Below are 18,489 nucleotides of genomic sequence, written 5' to 3' on the forward strand. Positions count from 1 at the left end.
TGACTTTAATCCAGTCAGCAAAGCTGAATGGCTTGGATCCGTATGCCTATTTAAGTGATGTGCTGAAAAGGTTGCCAACACATAAAGTGCCTCAAATAGAAGAATTACTACCTCACCGCTGGAAACCTGAACCCCGTTAAAACTTGGCGATGGCGTTCAGCGGATGCTTACATTCCAAATAACATATTTTATAGCTATCCACACACTGATAAAGGAGTTTCTGAGATGGCAAGCCATTTACGAGTTTCACCTTGTATAGTTGCCGGTAGAATTAGATTCGAAGCTAATAACTTTAAATTATTTGGGCAAAAATTTAGAGATCAAACAAGTAAAATACTTAAAGTTTAGAACTACAAATAACTGAATTTCATTAACTATTGTGCTATTTAATATAAAATTTCTTATCTAAAAAACAGGATCTCATGGCTCCTGTTTTTTAGAAAGAAAGCTTTATTTTTTGGATTCTTTCCAGCTTTCTAAGACATATAGCCCTATTGTATGAGCAGCATGAATAGCAAGTCTGGCATGTCTTGGTTTTAAGTTGTACTGTTTTACTCCAGCACCATGTGCCGAACTAGCATGTGTTCTTAAAGAGGCTATTCCATCTACAACAGAAATAATTCCAGAAATAATTCTCAAGAGATCTTCATCTTCGACTGAATCTCTCTGAATATTTAAAGATTTTCTTACAACATCAAATAGGTTTTTTAAATCTTTTTTATTAGGCATCGCTAAGTTATTTTCTGCTATATAAACCTTGCAAATCGATTCTAGAATATTACTTGCTGCTGACACTGCTTCTCTTGGGCTAGCATCTACATGTGTCAGAGCTCTCATAAACTCCTGATCTAATGCAGGTATTTCTAGTCCTTTTATAACGCTCTCTAAGCTTTTTGTAGGAGTTGTCAGTGAACCGCTAATAATTCCCCCTTTTATGTAAAGCAAAGAATTATCAGATAGAATTTTTTTTATACTTTCTATCTGTTGATCAAATCTATCTTGATCTCTAGGGTAAAGAATTCCTCCATCTAAATATTTTTCTAATACTTTCCCTAGAACTTTTAGTGGGTCAGGATCAGACTTATTCACATTCATCAGTACTTGTTGAACTTTTGCAGGCTTACTTACATCAGGAATTTCAGAATTAATTTCAGCATACAAGAATAAATTATCTAAGGTTGCATGGCTTTCATATTCTGGAAGCATTTCTGAAAGAATAGCTATAAGATTTAAAGGGATCTTTGACATAAGTATTTAATAAAATTAAAAAAGTAATAATTATTGTTTTATCATACAAACTTAATATTTAACATAAAATCTCTTATGCGAAATTCAGGTGTAACTCCAAAATAGAAATGTCCGGTTTCTCCAAAGTAAAAATGTCCGCTTTTAGAATATGCACTTTTGCAATTTCGTTAGCGGACGGTTTGATATGTTGGTGTCTATGTCGGATAAAGAACTTAAACGATTGTCGGTCTTGCAGGAAATCTGCGATCAACGCATAACTCAATCCCAGGCTGCTCAGCTACTTCAAAGATTACTGCGGTGATTTATTTGGAATTTAGCTATACATATCAGTTACTTTTAACCTCGTGAAAAACACCATGTTCATCCACCTGCATTTGAGGAATGGGTTTATTGATAAGTTCTGCGATCGCAATCAGGTTCGCTGACATTTGCTTGCCCAATAATTCTCTGGATTCAGTTACTTTTTCAGAAACATCCCTGGTCTGATGCAATTCGGGTAAAGGGATTTTTTCATCCTTCATTTCTCTAGCGGGTTCTTGTACTTTTTCTTGAGATTCTGCCGACATTTTCGCGTGAGGTTCAGAAGATTTTTTAGTCATGAGATTTAAGCCTCTCGAGTTGCTTGAAATAATGATTATCTCAATATTTTATAATAGTGAGGTAATGTCCTGCCCACAATAGTCAGCCCAGAATAGAAAGCAATCAAGAATGACTATAAATATGATAATTCTCTCTTTTGAGTCTTTCATTAATCTCTTGGTTCAGCAGTACAGTTCATTGCTTTTTGTTTAATGATCACGGACTAGAAAAAATACTGCCTCTTTTAAAGAGGCAGTATGCTTTTACAACATGATGTTTAACTTGAGAAACTGAATTTAAAACAATCTACTGTAACTCTTCCAGACAGATATGAAATTAATCCACCCCTAGCCCTTTAAACACCGCATCTACCGGATCTGCATAGAAGCTGGTCTGGAACTTGGTAAACAGTTCCACAGGAATCGTTGGGATATCTGCCGCACTACTCATTGGCAAAGCAACCTTCTTGGCACCCGCATCAAAAGCAACTTGCAGACATTCGGCAATACTTTCCACCGGTGTCACAGAACCACCCAAGCTCATATCACCCAGTACCACCATCTGACTTTGAACCGATCGTCCTAAGAGACCAGAAGCGAAAGCCACTAAACTTGGCAGAGCAAGATGGCTGAGCGGGCCGGTATTCTGTAATTCAACCACATGTAAGTGGAAGTCATGTTCCATCACCTTACTACCACCCGATATTCTGGATGCATTGGCCTTGAAGTAGTCAAATGCGATCTTGACCTGCTCCTTGGCACTGCTTGAATTCCATAAGCCTGACGTCGCCAGCTTTCCTGAACCTTTGGTGACTTGAAGTTCTAAGCGGTATAACCCCGGCATGCCTTTATTACTGAGCCCGATGGTATATAAGAAACCTGGCTTGGCTGGACCTTCTGGAATCAGTCCGCCACCACCCTGCTCTTTTACCGATACAAAATGTTCTTCTAAGGTATCATTATCGATGTAGCTGAAATGAACGTCATAGAATTCCATGCCACCAATTTTCTTCAGCTGCTCTTTGACACGACGGCGTACCTGCAGCGCATATTCCAGACATTGCCGTACATCTTCTTTATTAAACTGACCGTGTGGGTAGAGCAGCTTCATCAATCCGGAAACCGTCTTGCGAACTGCGATCACATCACGCTGATTCAGGTTGTTACCGAGCTTGAAGTACTTCTCAATCGAGTCTGCAAAGCTACGCTTACGCATTTCCCGGAAGAATTCAGCCAGATAATCAACGATCAATCCATAACGGTTGGTGAAGAACTCCGGGCGCATCTTCGGAATTTCCCAGCCGGGGATATAAGCATGAAAACGATCGAAGAATGCCGAATCGATCATGGCTTCAGGGAAAGGTGCCAAGAGATGGCTGGTTTTTACCAACGATTCGACGCTTTGGTTAATATTACCCACAAAAACCATTGAAGCAGATGCTTCCATCTGTTCCCGGCCACGGGCAAAAGATCCCGATGCCATGTAGTCTTTCATGATCTGCACGCCATCTTTGTCCTTAAAGGAAATACCGGCGACTTCATCAAAAGCCACTACATCCCATAACCCCACCAGACCAATACGGCGGCTACTCATGTTATAGAACAGATTGGCGACAGTCGTTTGCCCACCCGAGACTAAAATACTGTTCGGTGAACACTCTTTGTAAATATGGCTTTTACCGGTACCGCGTGGCCCCAGCTCACAGACGTTATAGTTGTTTTCGACAAAAGGAATCATGCGTGCCAACAAGTGCCATTGCACCTCCTCTTTTAAGGAAGCCGGCTCCATACCGATCGAACGGATTAAACTCTCGCGCCACTGATCAGTGGTTAACGCTGCTCGTCCATTGAATAGCTCCTCCATATTCATATTGGGCATCTGAATCGGCTTGAGTAAGCTCACGCCAAATGGAGAACAGGTCTGCCCTTCATCAAAGTAGTAGCTAAGGGTGGCGATGACCCAAATTCCACCAACCAGCAGCTTTTCATACTCTTTGACGATGCCTGCCGAGATCTCGGCATCTTTGATACCTAGATTACTAAAGGAGGCTTCGTATTTGTCCTTACGCTCATTCAGCTTCACCGTGACCCGATCAATGACTTTATAACTGCCACGTTCACGGACCAGGGATTTCACCTTCTCGGCTTCATCCGGTCGGACATAATTCTCAGCCAGTACGGTCTTTACGTTACGTAGTCCCTGTTCAATGATCTCTGGATCATCCGAGGCACAGTACATTCCCAGCAGGTATTCAAGTACATAGACCGGGACATTGGCCCCTTCTTTGATCAGTTTAGTCAGATCCTTACGTACCACCCGCCCAGCAAAGTGTTCATTCAGCAGCTGATCCAGTTCTTTATCGTTAGCAGATTCCATGTAGGCTACGCTCTATCGTTAATTCGTTATTAGAAGAAGTCATCGGTAAATGCCAAATCAATGGTGACCTTATAGCGTTGCATCTCGATATTAAGGTCTTTGTCCTTCAGTACCAGGAAGTAATCTTTCTTACGGTCAAAATCAGTGCCAGACAATGACAGTCTGACCTGTTTGACCCGATCGGCAACAGAATCGGTAGTGCTATCAAAAGTCAAAGTTTCTTCACTGGAAACTTTGAGATCCCCATCATAAATGGCAATGGATAAAGTCACTGGCATGACAAGCTCACTGACAGCTTCAGTTTGCATCAAATCAAACTTCTGGATGTTATTGACCATCTTCAGCGTGGATTTGGTAGAAATGACCTCAACTTTACGCTTGGTCCGCTGTCCAGCCTTTTCACCACGTAGCTGTTTTACAGTCAGTACCGGCACCACAATTTCCTGAGGCATGATGCCGCCATGCACAAAACGTGAGCCTCCTACAAAATGGAAACGGTTCGCCCCTTTTGGAATCCAGAAATCAGTCGCAGATAATGTGCCTGCCGTAGCTTGGGTTGAGCCTTTCCAGGCTTCCTTGCTCTCTGGTAAACCATGCCCAATCACATAGCGTTTTTTGCTCTTCAATGTATTGGCAGGTTTTCCAGTCAAGCTTGAACGATCCGCAGATTCCAGTTTACTTTGCTGGAACAGGAAGCCATGGTCGGCTGTAATCAACAGGGTAGAAATATTGAAGTGCATTAAGATTTTGCGGCTGAGTTCGGTCAGCTCTTCAATGGCATGTTCTACCGCCATAAAGGTTTCTGATTCTGTCGAGGCGCTGTCACCGCGTGCATCAATCACGTTGTGATAAACGTAAATCAGCTCATGGTCTTTCAGCGCTTCACGACCTTCATCACGCGACCAGCCTTTTACCGTTTCAGCGGTAACCGCCAATCCATTATAGGCAGCCAGAATTTTGGATCGTGCTGCAGTCCCTTTGCTGGACTGCCCATCTACTAAAACATCATCCCCTGCGGCCTCTTTGTACTCCAAAGTCTGATGCGGCAACAACGAGGCCATGCCAAGTGTGGTGTAACTTGGTACAACACCCAGCTGTGAAGACAAGGTCGCTTCAGAATAACGCTTTTCATTGATACGATCACGCAGCTCTACCGCAGCTTCATAACGGAAAGCATCACTGATAATTACCACAATACGGCGTTTCGTTGCAGAATTGAGTAAGGGTCTGACGTGGGTATCGTAGAAGTTCTGCTGATTTGGGATATCTGCCACTTTCCAAACATTCAAGCGTTGCTCAGCTTCAACCCGCTCTCCCCAGTTACGTGCCAAGTGGTCAATAAACCAGTAGGAATAGCAATTTTCGACTTCTTCATCGAGTTTTTTCAGGATATCGACATGAGCGCGTTGAGAAGCAGCACTGTAGTGGCGATAGGCCATATCAAAGCGATACAACTCTTGCTCGTAGGCTTTATACAAGGCTTCGCTAGAGTCGAAATAGAAACCGGCATCAAACAGCAGTCGCAGGCTGAACAGCTCAATCGCTGCCTGCAACGCTGTATAGACGGTACGGTATTTACGGCGGGTTGCATCGTCCTTATGTTTGGACGCCCAATAGCCATCCAGACGGGTAGAAATAATCGTTCTGAAATGTTCCAGTTCAGCTTTGGCTGCTGCAGGGATATGACTGGCCAAATCAACAATGATCTTTTGTTCAATCACTTCAAAAGTCATGACATCGAGCAGCTGCTCAAGATCAAAAGCCCCGACCTTTTCTTGGATCCGCAGTGCATTGGCCACGGTCTGGGAGAGTGTATCGAAGGTTGGGTAGTATTTGGAGCTGTCTCTCCAGCGCGACAAGAAGGCTCTGGCTGTTGCACGGGAGCTGACGGATGACATCACCAGTTCTTGAGCCCATAGCGGTATATCGCCCAAGCTTTCACAGAAACCTGTAGTCATCAAACGGATAAAGAACGTACCAAGCTTGAATGGTGCTTCCCCATTCAATTCTTCAACCGATGCTGGATAACCAATTTCCGCCTGTAATGCGGTGACTAAAGCTGGCACCAGTTGGAATTTTTCCAGTTCAGCAAAGGAGTCTGGATTGACTTCCAGAGCCAGGTTCTGCTGTACCATTTCATCTGCCAGTGCCAGGACAATATGCATCAGCTCGGCACTGTCGGCCTTGACCACAGCAGCAATCATGGCCATATCCAGATCCTGTGCCTCGGCATCAGGCTGAATATAGCGTTTTAACGCGCTTAGACGTGCTTTGGCTTTGAGAAACTCTTCACGTTTAGCCAGATGTTCTCTTAAACTTTGCTGTTGTAAGCCAAGCTCATTGAAAATAATCGAGAAACGATCGGCATAGAAGCTGCGTGAATACAGCTTGATGTCCAGTAACCAGTCTTTTTCAGTTTCAGGCTCAGCACTTGGGAAATACAGCAAGTATTTACCCTGCTGATCCTCAAGTTCCAGTTTAAGCTTAATCGCAAGGCTGGATTCTTCTGCCATATTCAGAATCTGGACATCCCCCAGATTTAACGCTTTTACTTCTTCGCTAAAGGACTGTTCAGCGTCGTACCAAAAGACAATTCGGTGCTGTTCAGTAAAAAAAGCTTGTTCTAGACCTAGTTTAATTTGATCTAATTTCATTGAGACACCACCAACTCTGGTTCAGTCTGTTTTTGTAACCACCTATCCAATAAGTATTTTATTTTTGGATATGCTTTTTCAGAATTTTCTAGAATATCTTGTTCAACTGCTTTAAGTTGCTCAAGTTCGAATTTGATTTTAATTTCAGGACATTCAAAAACACTAATTAAATCAAAAACTTTATAATCATCATTAGAAGAAAAAATAGGCTTTAAAAGAGGATGATCTTCATTAGATTTTATTAAATGGTCATACGCATTTTCAGAAATGAGCACTCTTGGATAGTTCGCCAGTTTAGACTCTATGTAATAAGCCTCATTCATTGCTGGGCCAAACAATGCCCCTCCTTCCTCATGAATTAATTTTCCTAATGCAATTCCACCACGCAACATCATTCCTAAATTATAAAAAACCATAATTTTTATAAAATAAATGCATTTAAGTAGCAACAAACAAGATCCTGAGTCACTACTAGGACATGAAATAACCAATGAGTCTGAAAATTGAGTAATATCTAATGGAAATAATTCAGATAATTCATCGATGACATTTTCACCATATACATCAGATGCTAACTGAAATGGTTTATCAGGGTGAGCTAGAAAAACTGGAATCGTCCCATATATTCCTTTTTTTAAAGTGTGTTCTTTTAACTCATGAATAACCCTATAGAGTGCTTCTATCACTTTGCCATCATGTAATGACTGATCTATGGCAGATTGAAAGCCCAAGAGATCAATAAAACAAACTAGGCGTTCTTGATAATCCATTACTTCTCCCCCGTCACTGCTTTCACTTCAGCCAACAAGTCCCCAAACTTGCCATAGTTCACTTTTACCCCATCATCTAGATCCAGTGAAATACGCTGATCGGCATAATGGCGCAGTTTTTCCTCAAAGCTACTCAGTTCAGCTTGTTGCTTATGTAAATCTTGCAGTTTTTTCTCGATGCGTTTGATTTCAGCCGCAGAGTCACTGCTTTCTTTTGCTGTTTCTAGAGAATTAGCATAGGCAGCCATTTTGGAAATCAGTGGCATCACGTATTCAGTACGCATACGAGCCAAGGTACTTTCGTTATAGCGGTGCAAGTACACCAATGCCTGAAAAGCCCCTTGCTTACCACTGCTAAATAACCAATAGATTGGACGCTTTTTATAGGTCTGCATATGGTCTTTATAGAACTTGCTGGCGAGGTAACGGCGAATGGTGTCTTCTGCTGTTTCACTGGCTTTTTTATCCAAGCTTTCTGCCAACCATTGCATATTGGTATCCAGCGTGTCTTTACCCCAAACCGCAGTTAAGAACTCTTGGATACGATGGGTGGCATCATCTTCAAACCAGTGCATTTCGGTCAATGGAATAATGCCGTCTGCATCGGCTGGGAATGTTTGATAACGGCTGGCATCAAAGTCTTGATTGCCTGCATGGGCATAGATCAGACCTGGTTCGTCCAAGTTATAACGCCCCATCATGCAACCAAGGGCATAAGAGACTAAACGCTGGCTGTCTTTTTCACGGTTGGCACGGGTAAGGGTAATTTGCTCATCTGGGACATCTGGTGTCAGTTCGTCCTGTAAACCATAAGCATCAATAAACAGCTTGTTGTTTTCTTCTTCCAGACGTTTCATTTCTGCAACGGCGTCAGCATTTTGCTGTTGCCATGTATTAAAGGCTTGCTCTAAAGACGGTTCTTGAGTACGAATGATTGGGTTTTGGGTAAAGTCCCATGATGTTTCGTAGAAATTCCAATCAGAGCGAGAAATGTCTATTAAAGTCTCTACTTGATCTAATTTGACACGTTCTAATGCAAAATCCAAGGCTGGCAATTTTTGATAGTTTCCAATTTGAAAATGCAATGTAGGATTAATTGAACTTGAAATCCATTCCACCACCTTAGAATTACAAAATGCTAAAACTTTGTGTAACGTTCTAGTATCATTTGACTGTGCCGACATACCAGTAATGTCATAGATAAACCCGCTTGGGAAATAACGAAAACTTGGTACAGATGACGTAATATCAGACCAACTAATAGACTCTTTAAAATAACATTGTGTATTCTGTGGACGAGATCTCTGTTTTCCCTTCTCATCAAAATGATGCCTAATTTCATATCCATCATTTTCCCAATTAACAATGAACTCTTGATTACCATACCATTTACGATATGCACCGCCTTTATTATATGGGAACCATTTTTGGTTAGAAATTAAAGCATCTTTACAGTTGGATTGCCTAAATCCAATTTTCTCAGAACTTACCTCAAACCATGCTCTTAGAAATTGATTATTATCCGCTGTAGCTAAGCCTTGCTTAGCTTGTGCTATTTCACCTAGGGATTTGCTATTCTCGAATATGTCTATGACTTGCTTACTCAACCAATATGCGATTGGGCTCCCAGAAATTTTTTTAAAATAATCTGGCTTTGAAGTATATAACCAAGGGCATTTAGGATCTCTTATTGCTTCTAAAACTTTAACCGATTGAATATCATAACCAGGAAAAGAAGTTAAACGGATATATGATCCTATGAAATTTTTGACATGATATTTTGAAAGTGTAAATGCACATAGAGGTACTCGCACCTCACCTGAAGCATTATATTCAAGTTGAATTAAGCTATTTATCACTGATTGGTCAATGAAATGATTTCGTAATTTTTCATAAGATGAAATAAACATCCAAACCATTGGTGACATGAAACCCAAAAATCCACTATTTTTAGAAAAACTCAAATTTCTAATCATGAAGCTAGAAAAAATATCCTTTTCATAATCTTTATAATTTTCTTTCAAATAATCCCTTAATAAGGAATTCAAATATTTATTGCCCATATACGGCGGATTCGCAATCACGCCATCATATTGCTTACCGAGTAATTTAGCTTGTTGTACTAAAGGCAATAACTCTTGTGCTGACTGCTGCGCAAAAATATCGCCTGATTCTAATGCTGTATTCAGCTTGCTTTCTAAATCAGGTAGTTTCTTAGCGAATGCTTGAGGGATTTGAATCAAAGAACCAAACGTTGAAGAGTGTTCAAATAATTCCAGCAGTTCTTTTAAATCCGCCTGCGCAATACCAGTGTTTGCCAAATCCTGACTCAATGCGTCTAAACGTTCAGGTTGGCTGTCTTGCAACGCAATAATATTCAGCTTCGGTGGATTGCTAAATAAACGGCGGTCATCCTCACGTGCTTTCATTAATAGTGCAAAGCTAGAGAGCTGCGCAGCACGGGTATCAATATCAATCCCGTACAGGTTATTTTCCAGAATCAAACGTGGAATATCACGGCTGCGGTAACCACGTTCCAGATAAATTGCTTTGAGGCAATCATAGGCCTCCACCAGAATATGCCCCGAACCACAAGCCGGATCGAGTACCATAATGCTTTCAGGGTTTAAGGTATCGCCATCTTCACTGATCCGCACATCAATCAGCTGTTTTAACTGTGCATTGACTTCATTACTTTGCTCAGCCGGCTGAATATAGTATTCCCACTCACTGGCAAGCATACTTTCTGGCTGTGCCATCATCCATAGACGACCAACACTGTTTTGCACCAAATACTTCACAATCCAGTTCGGGGTGAAGAGTTGTGTCGCTGCAGGAATGTCTTCACTCTTGACGACTTTACCAATCACCTGATCTTTCTTTTCAGAAATATAGAACTGATACAGCCAGCCAATAATCTGCACATCCGACCAGTCTTCTTCCGGAATGCTGCTCACCAAATCACGAATCAACGAATCGGTTTTGGTCAGGTTATCCGGTAATAACAGTTCTGACTCATCAGAAACCTGTTCGAACAGCAGTGGCATCACCTGATTCAACGCATGACATTGAGCCAGTAACAGTTCACGGTACAGTTCTTCGTCTTTATTGCCATCCAGTTTGAGTTCAGCCACACGGCTGGCATTTAAACCCGGTAGGTCAATATCCAGACATTCTTCCAGAATCTGCGGCAAGCCTGCACTACCATCTGCACTACTCAGTACACGGCGACCATGATCCAGTAAGCCTTTGCATTCCATGTAACGAATCGCACAGAGACGGTTAAACCAACTGTAAGCGATATAATCAATCGTCTGCTCAAAACTGCTGGCTTGAATGCGTTTGATCAGCTTGTCACGCGGTTTCAGTACCGACAGTGGAAAAACCTGATCGCCAATCAGCAGCAAGTCCCCTTTCTGTTCTGCCGGTAAAATGCTGTCTGCGGTGATGCCAAATTTGGCGGCCTGCTTGCGCATCGCTGCGATAAAATCGTTACGTGCTTGCGGTGCGTATTTTTTAATATTACTGGTATTCATCTTTAAACCTTTAATTAATGACTGATGCCGATATCCCTAAGCCCTGTTAGCGGATACGCACACGCTTTTTGTCACTCACAATTTTTTTCAATTCAGCTTTGAGTGCGTCTACAAACTGATCCACCGACTCTTCTGTTTCCAGATAGACGCTGCTGGAGGTTTTGCTGTAAATGCTGGCGACATCGACTTCCACCACCGGTTTCGGCGGCACTACGGCGATCACGGGCTTTACCGGACTCACAGCAGCTGCTACTGGGCTGGCAGTAGTTGCTGTGCTGGTTACGCTCTCTGCTTTGCTCTGAGCCAGTTGTGCCGCTTTGGCCTGACGCTGAATTTCAGTCTGAACTTCTCGTTCCAGCTCATACAAGGCTTCATCAAAACGCTCGACGGCGGTTTGGGTTTGCAGCATGTAAATGGTGGACAGGCTGCTTTCCACTTCAATATCCGCTTTGAGCAATTGCAGCGGACGCAGTAGCTTGTTACTCAGCTCAGCTGTAGCAATGCCGCTGTTCTTGATTTCAGCTTCCAGCTGTTTGATCTTGTCATCCAGCTGCTCTAGCGCCTGACTGCGTTTTTCAGTTAGTAAGCGTTGATTGACACTTTCCACGGTGCGAACCAAATCAGCGATTTTATTTAACAGGCCGTAGGGCGATTCAAGGGTGGATATACGATGTAATTCAGAGAGGGCTTTCTTTGCCACCTCATCACTGCCCAATGCCTGTTTATTTTTCTCAAAATGACGTAAGGCCTGTTGCAGTTGTTGCCAGCTCGGCATCTGGTTACTAAAGAATTCATGAATATCACGGTAGTCTTCTTCCAGATCCAGATAGTCATCCTTGTTATCAACCACGGCCTTAAAGAAATCGAAGCTGTCGCTATTGGCCAGCAAGCGATCCAAGCTTAAGATAGACCGTTCAATGACTTTCTTGCCAGGGAATTGCCCGACATCGGTTTTGCTCTTATACGACTTAAAGTTGGCTAACCAGTTTTTAAAATGTTGGGTATAGAATTCAAACAGCTCTTTCTCTGTCGCTGGTCCCATGGCCGAGAATAGGTCTTGAGTCAGTTGACGCGCCTGTTTCAATATCTGATCATCAGTCTGACGCTTTTTAATGATGGCAACTTCACGGCGACGGCGGCTGTTCTGTAAAGGTTCCAGCGCATCTTTCAGCTGCAAGGTTCCCCCATTTAACTGCAGCGAAATTCGTCCCATCGCAGCCAATTGACCTGCCAGTAGTAAAATCTCGGCATCCGGCCAACCATAAGGACGTTTAGCAAAACGCTCGACCACGTCAGACACCAGAATACGTTCTGTACCGGTTGCACGCAGCGAAATATACTGTTCCACTTCCTGTAGGGCTTTCGGATTCGTCTGCCCACCATCTAGGGATAATCCCAGCTGTGCCATATCATCTACAGTCAATACGGCGTTCAGTTCACGCCAAGCATCCTGCTGATAGACCTGCAGATAGCTCAGTTTGGTATAGGTGTTTTCCAGCAGATAACGACACGCCTCATCCAGCTTGCTGGAAGGGCTAGAAGATGAAAGCTGCAGATGTTGACCCAAGGCATAACTTTCCGCGTCCAGCAGCATTTCCTCGACCCGGGCACGCAGACGTTTTTTACGTTCCTGGTTCTCACGGCCACGGTCTGTCAGAATACGGGTGATATCGGACTGGGTGCCATCATCATTTAAACGAATGAATTTATTGGTTTTCAGCCAAGTTCTGAGCTCATTAAAGAACTGCTTGTCATCACCGAGTTTAAAGAGCCCCTGTCCTTCAGCACTTTTACCAATACAAAAGGCTTCGCTGTAAAGGTTGTATTCAGTATCTAAAGGAGAAATGATTTCAACTTTCAAATCACTCTCATACTTGCCATCTAGGCTATGGCTATCCAGAAAACGACCCACCACATAGTCCATTTTATTGGCCTGATGGCGGTACTTGTTCTGATCCCGGAGTAAATCTTTAAAAATGAGATTGGCTAACTCTTTATTTTCTTCTGAAGCAGCTAAGTCAGTGGCTTTAATTTTTCGGGTGATATCACGTTCTTCATTGGTCAGGAACAGGAACTCATCGCCATTGCGGGTAATCAGGCTTTCCTTTTCCAGACGCAGCAGGCTTTCTTCAATCCGCTTGCGTAATGCCAGCTTATCTTCGTCGATTTTCTCAATCGACAGGGTCACCAGGTTATCTAGGGTGCCTTTAATGATATCGACATAGCGGATCATGAACAGGGTACGCAGCATTTGCACATCGAAACCATCCAGGGTCTTATTCTCACCGGCCTGGTCGATGGTACGCTTCACTGCTGTATCCAGAAATCCTTCTACTGAACTGTAGAATCGGTGGAATGGAACCAAAGCCCCCACCTCATCCGTTCCAATGGCTTTAGCGGCCATCTGGAACGCATCCAGCATAGATCGCTCACCATAGGCCAGATGTGCACCGGTCGCACCGACTTTACGGATTTCTTCAAAAACTTTCTGCACCAGTTGAAAATGATACGGCGCAAAAGGATAGTTATTCACAAAGCTGTCAGGACCATCGAAATTTTTCAGTGTTGGTCCTGAACGGTCAAAGGTAATCTGGTTTTTTAAGATATCGCCCTTTTGCTCAAACACCGATCTGAGCAGTGCTTCAGCTTCCGGGGTCTTGCGCAGTAAACGTTTCTGGATGACTTCATCGGTATTGGAACTGGACAGTGATAAACGGGTTTTAAAACGTCCGGCAATCTTAGAGAAGTCATTGGCTTTGGAAGAAGACAGCTCGCCTAAAACCGCGTCGATGTCCGCTTGTGAGGTGACAATAATCCAGGCCCGGCCTTTACAAATGGTGCCCAGATTTTCAGTAATGGTCTGCAGGGTCAGCATCAAGCGGGTATCACTACCAATAAACTGGCCCACTTCATCGACCAGGAACAGCATCCGTTGCTGTGGTCCTTTACTGTCCAGGTATTCTTTGACCCACTGACAGAAGTTTTCCACCGAAACACTAAAGGTCTGCTCAGAATCTTCAAACCATTTATGCGCAGCTTCAGCGGATAGGTTCAGTGCCTGAGAAATCGCTGTTTCGACATCATCCTGATAAAACTGAAAGCCATCACGTTCATCCAGCCAAGAGAGACCACTGGACTGCTCAAAAGCCTGTTTAAAGCGTTCATACACCCCTTTCTGACTCAGGTGGCGCTCCATATGGGCAATGTGTGGATGATCAGCGCTAAAACCCTGATACTCGTTAAACACCCGTAAAAACACATTCAGGATCGGATTGCCATCGTCATTGGAACTGGCTTTACTGTCGATGTTAAACAGGATGACATCGGCATGATGGCTGACGGCCTTGCCAATATCGGCACGGATAAACGCATCACGGATTTTAGATTCATCAAAGAACTCGGCTGCGCTACGTTCCTTACCTTCAGCATCGCTTGCCACTTTATTGGCCAGAATATAGGACAAGGTTTTCAGAAAATGCGATTTACCTGAACCAAAGAAGCCAGAAATCCACACGCCGACACGATTGGCAATCGAAGGGTCGCTGAGGTCTGTACCATAGGACTGGAAAAAGTCACGAAAATGCTTTTCCAGCTCATTGGTGACCACGTACTCATCCAGCTCCTGGTAAACCGTGGCATTATCATCCTGATCTGCCTTCACCACCCCGTTAATTGCACGATCTAATGGCTTGTAAAAAAGTTCTTTAATATTCATCTCAATCAATTCCCCGAATTTTTATGGCTATTTGTCGTGCTTATGGCACCAATCTGAAGGCTCTGTAGTAATTGTTGCTTGGGATTTTTCCAAATAAACTCATGGCCTGACCGTCGTAATAGCCCGGATAAAACAATACGACCGGCTTATGCCCCAGCAAGGAATGCAAACTGTTTAACAAATGATGTGCACGTAATAGCGGCCAAACCGACCCCACCCCCGTCATCAACACTATATCTTGCTCATTGGTGGCATATTTGCTCACCAGATACGGCGCAAACTTATCCATATGCAATGGACCTTTCAGTGCTTTGATGAGCGCCTCATCGCCTTTGGCTTTTTGCATCTGAATGGCTTTATCGATAAAGTTGCGCTCAGCCAGGTAATCCACCACTGCTTGTAGCAGATTAATATTCACCACCTTCAGTTGACTGTGTTTTTTCTCCAGCATCCCTTCCAGAAAATGAATATATTCGCGGACTTTCAGCTCATCTTCAGGCGCATAATCAAAAATCCAGAATCCAATTTCATTGCCTAGCCCCTGACCGGTTAAAAACTCGGTTGAAAGAATACGCTCTGGAATCTGATTCAGACGCTCATGTATTGCTTGACTCATTGCTGCCCCTCTACAACTACCGCGTCCATACCCACACTTCCATAGATCTTTTAATACGTTGTTTATAATGTTCTTCCAACAGGCTACGCAGCTCTGCCCGGACGATCACACGCTGCAACTCCAGCTTACGGGTACTTTTTAAGTAACCGGCTTCTGCCAGCATGCGAAAGACCACCTGCCCCATTTTTTTCTTGCTGGACTCTTTCCATTCACAGATATCCGGATCGCGTTGTGAGCGCTCATCCAGAAAGTCTGACCAGATATAACTGTCCAAGTGTTGAGCCTGGGAAATATAGGCTTCTCGAAGCACCGTCTCCATAAACTCAACCAGTAAAAGATTACGTTCTAAAGCCCCACAAAAAGCCACTTGGGTCGCCAGTTCATCATCCCCATCACGTAGGGCTTTCCAGAAATCTGGCTCTAAGCGTTCCAGACGCTTACGAATGGCGGTGGCATTGCGTTGTGCCGATGCAGCAGTTCTTTTTTGCAAAACATTTTCAACCTGAATCGCCTGATACCACTGCTCTGTGGTCGCTTCTCGCAATAACAGATCCGCGATCAGCCGACTTTCACGCACCATCAGTGAACCACCGCTCAGGTCACTGTCATAATGAAATTGATCCATCATGGCCAATCTCCTTATGACGCCTGATCAAACAGATAAGACGACAGTTTTTCGATATCTGAACCTTGTAAAACCAGAGGATATTTCAAGGCATCTTCCGCCTCAGCCAGCGTGATCGCAGCCTGATAGCGCTGCAAGGTATAGTGAGCCAGGGCTTTTTTGACCGAAATCTGTAATCTGCCATCCGGCATGCCAAAGTCTTTTTCGACCAAGGCTTTTTGTGATTCATTCAATTTTGAATTAGGCATCAGCGTCAGCATGATTTCTTCATGCCATTGTTGGTCCTGAACAGGGTCTACTGCATCAATCGCCATCACCACAGGTGTGCGATCAATTCTGGAGAGTAAAAAGTCCTTAAACTGCTTGCTCTGATGGCAATAGGCACGAACATGCCAACGGAATCCGGTATAAACCAGGGTATGCGGGGAAATCATGCGCTCATGCCACTGCGGATTCTGCATGGAGGCATAAATAATTTTGAGACAGCTTTGTGTTCGACAGGCACGCAACACTTCCCTGATGACTTCAGGACGCACACTGCGATCGGGTAACTGTACCGCTGAGAGATTCGGTTCTGGTGTCGCAATCAGGGCATGCGATTCACTGACCAAGCCCGAGAGCACGTTGAGATACTCATTGATATGCGCTGTAGTCAGTACCGGTTGAAAACTGGCTTTAGGCACATAGCCTTTTACCGATGGATCATGGATTAAGGCATCGGGGTTATACAGCGTATTATAGCGTTTGATATCAGTAGAAGCCTGCTGTCGACTGAGCCCAAACCAGCTCATCAAGCGATTGGTGACCAAACGACCCTCCCAGTAAGCAAGCAGCTCGATCGCTCGCATTCGTAGCAGGACTTCATGCTTATCTGTCGTCATATACCAATCAGTCAATAAATAGCAGTTTTAAGATTACCCTACAGCAAATATACAGTAAAGATTTTTGACGGTATTTTAAGGTAGTATTGCAATCACCAGATAAAAAATATACTAGTATCGTGATGATAGCCGTCAAAGTACGATCTCTAGAAGATCATGGATCCTGCTATAGAGCGTGAATTGAGCTAAATTTTAGAATGAGAGAAATATGGGCTTTAGATTTCGCAAGAGTATTAAACTGTTCCCCGGATTAAAAATTAATCTGACGCATAAGGGCATCAGCAGTGCGAGCATTGGCAAACCCGGTGCTTCTCTAAATGTTGGAAAAAAAGGTACGCGAACCAGTGTCGGTATTCCAGGTACGGGACTATCTTACTCTAAACACCAGCCTTACTCTAAAAAGACCCGTGTTCCACAACCGACATCGCTAGAACACACGGAATATAATCCTCAGAATTTAGAACAACCGAAGACAAAGATCTGGCCTTGGATTATTTTTGGAATATTGTGTTTTATTGTGGGTGCCGTCATTTTTTAGCAAAAACAACATTGTATTTTGATCAAAAAAAAATGCCCACATGGGTGAGTGGGCAAACTAAGGATATTAAGATCCTTCAGAAACTACAGCGCGATTCTCGCTACTACTCTATATTTAAATCAGCGACTGTGGCTCACAGTATATTGATGATCGCACAGCTTAAAAGTAAGTTTTGTTGTAGTTTTAATGAATTGCGGTTTTTTAAAGGAGCTTTTTTATAGCTTCATTATTTTGTGTGTTTTTTTAATTATTCAGACTATTCTAAATAGTCAGTACGTAATAGTATCACCTGTTGATCTTGGTATTGGCGATGAATGGTTAAATCCATTTTAGCAATTGTTTGTGAGGTTAAATCTGACGGCTCACGTACTAATAAGCCTTGTAATGTTGTTAGTAAACTTTTCATTTTGCAATCCCCTATTTGATTTAAATCAATCACATGAATAGTACTATTTTGTAACATCAATATTTCAATACGATGAATCAAAGTGATATTAAAAGGACTGCCCCCTGTATATATAGAAATCAGTCCTTAAAAACGGCTTAATCAACGATCCAACTTTATAGAATCGGATCGTTTAGGCGTTATGTTCAGGTTAAGAACAAGAGTATTGACTAACCATGACTTGCAAGGCTGGTTAGGGTAAATCAGCCAGACCAAAGCCATATCTTGCTGATAAATTAGTACAAAAGCTCGTCAAACAAATCCGCTCTAGTCTCCTCTAAGCTGATATCTGATTTTCTTCTATTACAGAGCAGATGAACCAGCAGACCATTTTCTAGCACACCTTGCCCACCTGCGGCTTTGGTAATCCTATGATCCGATTCAGTAGAATCGAGATAGATTAATCCATCACAAATGGGGCAAAAGTTATGATTACCCACTAGAAAATTATGCTTAAGCAAATTTTTGGTTAATGCTGAAAAGGCCTTGGGCTTTGATCGAGAAAT

At 43.0% G+C, this 18,489-nt stretch carries 13 protein-coding genes and 1 pseudogene; 2 read left to right on the forward strand and 12 right to left on the reverse strand.

Going from position 1 to position 18,489, the window contains the following annotated elements:
• Positions 1–140 (forward strand): transposase domain-containing protein (locus NI465_RS14430; RefSeq protein WP_139364496.1); only part of this gene is annotated, 140 nt, incomplete at its 5' end.
• Between the two features lie 310 nt (positions 141–450).
• Here NI465_RS14430 and NI465_RS14435 read toward each other — a convergent pair.
• From NI465_RS14435 to NI465_RS14480, 10 genes are all read right to left on the reverse strand, one after another.
• The gene (locus NI465_RS14435) at positions 451–1,248 is read right to left on the reverse strand and encodes an abortive infection family protein (RefSeq protein ID WP_074382664.1); all 798 of its coding nucleotides are present in this window, start codon (positions 1,246–1,248) and stop codon (positions 451–453) included.
• 326 nt (positions 1,249–1,574) lie between these two features.
• On the reverse strand, positions 1,575–1,847 hold the full coding sequence (locus tag NI465_RS14440) for a hypothetical protein (RefSeq protein WP_225554357.1): 273 nt from the start codon (positions 1,845–1,847) through the stop codon (positions 1,575–1,577).
• A 316-nt stretch (positions 1,848–2,163) separates the two neighbouring features.
• On the reverse strand, positions 2,164–4,203 hold the full coding sequence (brxL, locus tag NI465_RS14445) for a protease Lon-related BREX system protein BrxL (protein WP_253145783.1): 2,040 nt from the start codon (positions 4,201–4,203) through the stop codon (positions 2,164–2,166).
• A gap of 29 nt (positions 4,204–4,232) precedes the next feature.
• Positions 4,233–6,857 (reverse strand): BREX-1 system phosphatase PglZ type A, encoded by a 2,625-nt coding sequence (gene pglZ, locus NI465_RS14450; protein ID WP_253145786.1) that lies wholly within the window; start codon positions 6,855–6,857, stop codon positions 4,233–4,235.
• Positions 6,854–7,627, reverse strand: a complete 774-nt coding sequence (locus NI465_RS14455; protein WP_253145788.1) for a hypothetical protein — start codon at positions 7,625–7,627, stop codon at positions 6,854–6,856. The genes pglZ and NI465_RS14455 overlap by 4 nt, the downstream gene beginning before the upstream one ends.
• Entirely contained in the window at positions 7,627–11,163 is a 3,537-nt protein-coding gene (gene pglX / locus NI465_RS14460; RefSeq protein WP_253145789.1) for a BREX-1 system adenine-specific DNA-methyltransferase PglX, read from the reverse strand. The genes NI465_RS14455 and pglX overlap by 1 nt, the downstream gene beginning before the upstream one ends.
• A 46-nt stretch (positions 11,164–11,209) precedes the next feature.
• The gene (brxC, locus tag NI465_RS14465) at positions 11,210–14,878 is read right to left on the reverse strand and encodes a BREX system P-loop protein BrxC (protein WP_253145790.1); all 3,669 of its coding nucleotides are present in this window, start codon (positions 14,876–14,878) and stop codon (positions 11,210–11,212) included.
• A gap of 40 nt (positions 14,879–14,918) precedes the next feature.
• Positions 14,919–15,494, reverse strand: coding sequence for a DUF1788 domain-containing protein (locus tag NI465_RS14470; protein WP_092692664.1), 576 nt, complete (start codon positions 15,492–15,494; stop codon positions 14,919–14,921).
• A 16-nt stretch (positions 15,495–15,510) separates the two neighbouring features.
• Positions 15,511–16,122 carry a DUF1819 family protein gene (locus tag NI465_RS14475; protein ID WP_253145791.1) on the reverse strand — a complete coding sequence of 204 codons (612 nt, stop codon included), beginning with the start codon at positions 16,120–16,122 and terminating at the stop codon, positions 15,511–15,513.
• An 11-nt stretch (positions 16,123–16,133) separates the two neighbouring features.
• Complete coding sequence (locus NI465_RS14480; protein ID WP_253145792.1) at positions 16,134–17,000, reverse strand: BrxR family helix-turn-helix transcriptional regulator; 867 nt, start codon at positions 16,998–17,000, stop codon at positions 16,134–16,136.
• Positions 17,001–17,208: 208 nt separating this feature from the next.
• Here NI465_RS14480 and NI465_RS14485 point away from each other — a divergent pair, with 208 nt between their 5' ends.
• Positions 17,209–17,538 (forward strand): DUF4236 domain-containing protein, encoded by a 330-nt coding sequence (locus tag NI465_RS14485; RefSeq protein ID WP_253145793.1) that lies wholly within the window; start codon positions 17,209–17,211, stop codon positions 17,536–17,538.
• 256 nt (positions 17,539–17,794) lie between these two features.
• Here the strand turns inward: NI465_RS14485 and NI465_RS14490 are convergent, their stop codons facing one another.
• Positions 17,795–17,944, reverse strand: coding sequence for a hypothetical protein (locus NI465_RS14490; protein WP_225554346.1), 150 nt, complete (start codon positions 17,942–17,944; stop codon positions 17,795–17,797).
• Positions 17,945–18,219: 275 nt separating this feature from the next.
• Positions 18,220–18,489 (reverse strand): annotated as a pseudogene (locus tag NI465_RS14495) (HNH endonuclease signature motif containing protein); the annotation flags it as partial.

Origin of the sequence: Acinetobacter lwoffii (genome assembly GCF_024129855.1) — a bacterium.
GTDB classification, from domain to species: Bacteria; Pseudomonadota; Gammaproteobacteria; order Pseudomonadales; family Moraxellaceae; genus Acinetobacter; species Acinetobacter lwoffii_L.

Excerpts from the sequence above, each read along its gene's own strand:
- NI465_RS14435 (WP_074382664.1), bottom strand. The coding sequence starts at position 1,248 with ATGTCAAAGATCCCTTTAAATCTTATAGCTATTCTTTCAGAAATGCTT.
- NI465_RS14440 (WP_225554357.1), bottom strand. The coding sequence starts at position 1,847 with ATGACTAAAAAATCTTCTGAACCTCACGCGAAAATGTCGGCAGAATCT.
- brxL (WP_253145783.1), bottom strand. The coding sequence starts at position 4,203 with ATGGAATCTGCTAACGATAAAGAACTGGATCAGCTGCTGAATGAACAC.
- pglZ (WP_253145786.1), bottom strand. The coding sequence starts at position 6,857 with ATGAAATTAGATCAAATTAAACTAGGTCTAGAACAAGCTTTTTTTACT.
- NI465_RS14455 (WP_253145788.1), bottom strand. The coding sequence starts at position 7,627 with ATGGATTATCAAGAACGCCTAGTTTGTTTTATTGATCTCTTGGGCTTT.
- pglX (WP_253145789.1), bottom strand. The coding sequence starts at position 11,163 with ATGAATACCAGTAATATTAAAAAATACGCACCGCAAGCACGTAACGAT.
- brxC (WP_253145790.1), bottom strand. The coding sequence starts at position 14,878 with ATGAATATTAAAGAACTTTTTTACAAGCCATTAGATCGTGCAATTAAC.
- NI465_RS14470 (WP_092692664.1), bottom strand. The coding sequence starts at position 15,494 with ATGAGTCAAGCAATACATGAGCGTCTGAATCAGATTCCAGAGCGTATT.
- NI465_RS14475 (WP_253145791.1), bottom strand. The coding sequence starts at position 16,122 with ATGATGGATCAATTTCATTATGACAGTGACCTGAGCGGTGGTTCACTG.
- NI465_RS14480 (WP_253145792.1), bottom strand. The coding sequence starts at position 17,000 with ATGACGACAGATAAGCATGAAGTCCTGCTACGAATGCGAGCGATCGAG.
- NI465_RS14485 (WP_253145793.1), top strand. The coding sequence starts at position 17,209 with ATGGGCTTTAGATTTCGCAAGAGTATTAAACTGTTCCCCGGATTAAAA.
- NI465_RS14490 (WP_225554346.1), bottom strand. The coding sequence starts at position 17,944 with ATGAAAAGTTTACTAACAACATTACAAGGCTTATTAGTACGTGAGCCG.